The organism is Dietzia sp. UBA5065 (assembly GCA_002415925.1).
Classification (GTDB): domain Bacteria; phylum Actinomycetota; class Actinomycetes; order Mycobacteriales; family Mycobacteriaceae; genus Dietzia.
In genome coordinates, this window is record DIAZ01000026.1 from 1 (window position 1) to 3,681 (window position 3,681).

Below are 3,681 nucleotides of genomic sequence, written 5' to 3' on the forward strand. Positions count from 1 at the left end.
CCTGCCGCCGCGCCTGCCGCCGCGGCCACGGACTCCGGTCCGGAGACGTCGGCGCCCGCGTCGGCGCCGGCGCCTGCCGCATCCGCTCCCGCGGCCGGCGGCGGCCTGAAGCTGGGCGGGGGATCCAAGGCCAAGGCCCCCGGCGGCGGTTCCGTCGGCAGGCTGGTCCTGGGTGGCGCCGCGGGCGCGGCCGCTGCGGCCGGCGCCGCCGCGGCGTCCGCGAGCGAGCCCCCCTCCGCGCAGGCACCCGCCGCCTCGGACGCCACCGCCGAGGTGTCCGCGCCAGAGACGCCGGCCGAGGCCGAGGCCAAGACAGAAGCCACGCCCGCACAGACGGGAGCGAAGGCTCCGGCGGCCGGCAAGGCCGGCGGGCTCACCCTCGGCGGCGGGTCGGCGGCCAAGGCGCCGGGTGGCGGCAAGACGGGCGGGCTCTCCCTCGGGGGCGGCACCAAGGCCAAGGCACCCGGTGGCGGCTCCGCGGGGCTGTCCCTCGGCGGGGCCGCGGCCGCGGCCGGCGCGGGTGCCGGCGCGGCGGCGACGGACTCCGAGCCGACCCCCGAGGCCGCTCCGGCGCCGACCGGGGCCGCGGCGGACACGAAGGCGGCCACGACGGCGGACGCCCCTGCCGCCGCACCGCCGGCCGCGACGCCCCCCGCAGCCGGGGCGGTCGCGGCCCAGGAGAGCGCGGCCGAGGCGACGCCGCCTGAGAAGCCCGAGCCCGCCAAGGCGGCGTCCGAGACGATCGAGCCCGCGCCGGTCCCCGCCGGGCCGACCCCGCCGGCCCGGGCCGCGAAGTACGTCCGGAAGTTCCTCGCCCGTCACGGGGGGACGGCGGATGTCGTCCTCCAGCCGGTCGGTCGACGCGGGGTCCGCCTGACCTTCGTCGGTGCCGACGGCGTCATGGGCGACCACATGGTCGATTCCCTGCCCGAGGCCGAGGCCGTCCGGGACTCGATCTCCGGCCTCACCGCCTCGGAGTGGAACCGCGAACTCGTGTCGAGGACCGACGTCCCGGCCGGCCACTGGAAGCGCATGGCGGGATCCGGTTCCCTGGTCTGACAACGCCACCGGAAACCAGAACGGCCCCGCCACCGGCGGGGCCGTTCGCGTCGACCGGACGTCCGTCGACCGGATGTCCGTCGACCGGGCGTCCTACGCCAGGGCCTTCTCCCGGATGACCCCCGCGGCCCAGAGCGACCCGGTGACCGCGGTGATGGTCCCCGCCAGGGTCACGTGCAGCACCACGAGGAGCTCCGGCACGCCGAGCTGGTACTGCGTGATCCCGAGGACCGCCTGGGCCACGATCAGGCCGATGAGGATCGCGCAGCGGCGGATGGCGGGCCCCGGCGCCCGCAGCGCGGCCAATCCCAGCACCAGGCCGACCACCAGGCACAGGTAACCCACCATGAGTTCGGCGTGGAAGTGGACCAACCACTGGATGGGCAGCTGGAGCCGGTCCGCCGCCTCGACCCGGGCGTCTCCGGCGTGCGGCCCCGCACCGGTCACCATCGTCCCCGTGACCAGGACCCCGGTCAGCAGCACGGCGGACAGGATGGTGAGCCAGGCCATCGGCCTCGGGAGGACCCGCCTGGCGGGCACGGCGTCGTCCTCCCCGATGCGGACGAACAAGACCGCCGCCAACCACGCCAGGATCATCGACGGCAGCAGGTGCAGCGCGACAGTCCACCAGGCCAACCCGGCCAGGACCGTGATGCCGCCGATCACCGCCTGCGCGAGGATCCCCGCCGGCATGGCCCAGGCCAGCAGTTTGAGCCCCCGCCGTCGGCCCGCGCGGTAGACCGCGAGCAACAGCGCCACCGCCACGGCGGCCAGCACAAAGGTGAGGAGCCGGTTGCCGAACTCCACCGACTGGTGGAGGGCCGGCGCGGCGCCGGGGACGGGGACGAAGCTGTCCTGGTTGCACTGGGGCCAGGTCTCGCAGCCGAGCCCGGAGGCGGTCACGCGGACGGTCACGCCGGTCGTCATGATCCCGACCTGGGCGATGACGTTGGCCAGGGCGAGCCCCTTCTGCACCCGGAGCGAGGGTAGGGGCAGCCGGGACAGCGGGCCCCTCGGCCCCGGGGGCACGGGCGCGGACGGTGTGCCGGGAGTCGGGGCGTGCGAAGTCGTGGTCACGCCGTGATTCTAGGCCGCGGCCCGCCGGGGTCGGTGATCAGGTGAAGGAGAAGTGGCGCACGGCCAGGCCGCCGCAGACCGCGGTCCACACCGCCAGGACCAGCGCCGCCAGGGCGGGGAACCCACCGTCGAGCGCGGTGACCAGCGCGCTGGTCAGGGCGTAGGAGGGGACCACGACGAGGAGGTCGTGGATCGCGTCGGGCAGGGCGGCCACCCCGATCGCCAGACCGGCCGCGCCGATGAGGACAAACCAGATGAGGTTGGCCAGCGCGAGGACGATCTCCGCCCGCAGGGTCCCCCCGAGCAGCAGCCCCATCGAGGAGAACGCGACCGACCCGAGGCCGATCACGAGCGCGCCGACCGCCAACCCCGCGAGGGCCGGGCGCCAGCCGAGTCCGGCGGCGATGAGTCCCAGCAGGACGGACTGGCCCGCCACCAGGACCAGGGTGGCGAGGATCTTGCCCGCGATGATCACGGCGGGCGGCAGCGGCGTCCCGCCGAGTCTCTTCAGCGCCCCGTAGCGGCGGTCGAACCCGACCGCGATGGCCTGGCCGGTGAAGGCGGTCCCCATCACGGAGAGGGTGAGCACGGCGGTGATCGCGTAGTCGATGCGGGGATCGGGGATCGACCCGAACTCGATCGCGGTGAGGGCGAACAGGACCGCGACGGGGATCACCAGGGCCACCAACAGCTGCTCGCCGTTGCGCAGGAACAGGATCAGCTCCATGCGGGTCTGCGACGCGACCATCCGCGCGAGTGACGCCGGCGCGGAGGGGCGCGCGAACGTGCCCGGCGCGAAGCGGTTGGTGTCGGCCAGTGGGTCGGTCATCGCAGTTCCCGTCCGGTCAGATCGAGGAAGACCTCTTCCAGGCTCCTGGTCCGGGTGGCCAGGGAGGTGAGCTGGACCCCGGCCCGCTCCAGGGCCGCGCACAGGGCGGTCATGAGCTCGGGGGAGACCGGGCCGTGGACCTCCAGGACGCCGGACGCCGATCCCGCCGTCACGGTGTGTCCCTCGCCCAGCGCGTCTCTCAGCAGCGCCGGGGAGGCGTCGCCCTCGACGACCAGAGTGACACCCTCCGCGGTGCCCGCCCTCTCGAGCTCCGCCGGTGCGCCCGAGGCGACGCGTCGACCGTGGTCGATGATCACCACGTCGTCGGCCAGGGAAGCGGCCTCGTCCATGAGATGGGTGGTGAGCAGGACCGCGGTGCCGTCCCGGCGCAGCGCGCGGACCAGGTCCCACACGGCCCGCCGCGACTGGGCGTCGAGGCCGGCGGTCGGTTCGTCGAGGAAGACCAGCTCGGGTCGCCCGATCACCGCGAGCGCGAGCGAGAGGCGCTGCTGCTGGCCACCGGACAACCTCCGGTAGGGGGTGCGGACGTGATCGCTCAACCCCAGCTCGCCGACCAGCCAGTCGGGGTCGAGCGGGTCGGCGTAGTAGGAGGCGACCAGCCGCACCATCTCTCCGACGCGGGCGGCCGGATAGGCGCCCCCGCCCTGCAGCATCATCCCCACCCGGCTGCGGACCCGCTGGCGGTCGGCCACGGG

The 3,681-nt window shown here is 75.2% G+C and carries 3 protein-coding genes and 1 pseudogene; 1 reads left to right on the top strand and 3 read right to left on the bottom strand.

Annotated elements, in window-relative coordinates; genetic code table 11:
• A pseudogene (locus B4M60_RS02095) lies at positions 1 to 1,059 on the top strand (hypothetical protein); the annotation flags it as partial.
• Positions 1,060 to 1,152: 93 nt separating this feature from the next.
• Here the strand turns inward: B4M60_RS02095 and B4M60_RS02100 are convergent.
• The 3 genes from B4M60_RS02100 to B4M60_RS02110 all read right to left on the bottom strand — a co-directional run.
• The gene (locus B4M60_RS02100; protein ID WP_291079828.1) at positions 1,153 to 2,136 is read right to left on the bottom strand and encodes a COX15/CtaA family protein; all 984 of its coding nucleotides are present in this window, start codon (positions 2,134 to 2,136) and stop codon (positions 1,153 to 1,155) included.
• A gap of 37 nt (positions 2,137 to 2,173) precedes the next feature.
• Positions 2,174 to 2,965, bottom strand: coding sequence for an ABC transporter permease (locus tag B4M60_RS02105; RefSeq protein ID WP_291079830.1), 792 nt, complete (start codon positions 2,963 to 2,965; stop codon positions 2,174 to 2,176).
• On the bottom strand, positions 2,962 to 3,681 hold a 720-nt coding region (locus B4M60_RS02110), incomplete at its 5' end, for an ABC transporter ATP-binding protein (RefSeq protein WP_291079832.1). The genes B4M60_RS02110 and B4M60_RS02105, both read right to left, overlap by 4 nt.

Bases quoted from the DNA above. Each gene is read 5' to 3' on its own strand.
- B4M60_RS02105 (WP_291079830.1), bottom strand. From the start codon at position 2,965: ATGACCGACCCACTGGCCGACACCAACCGCTTCGCGCCGGGCACGTTC.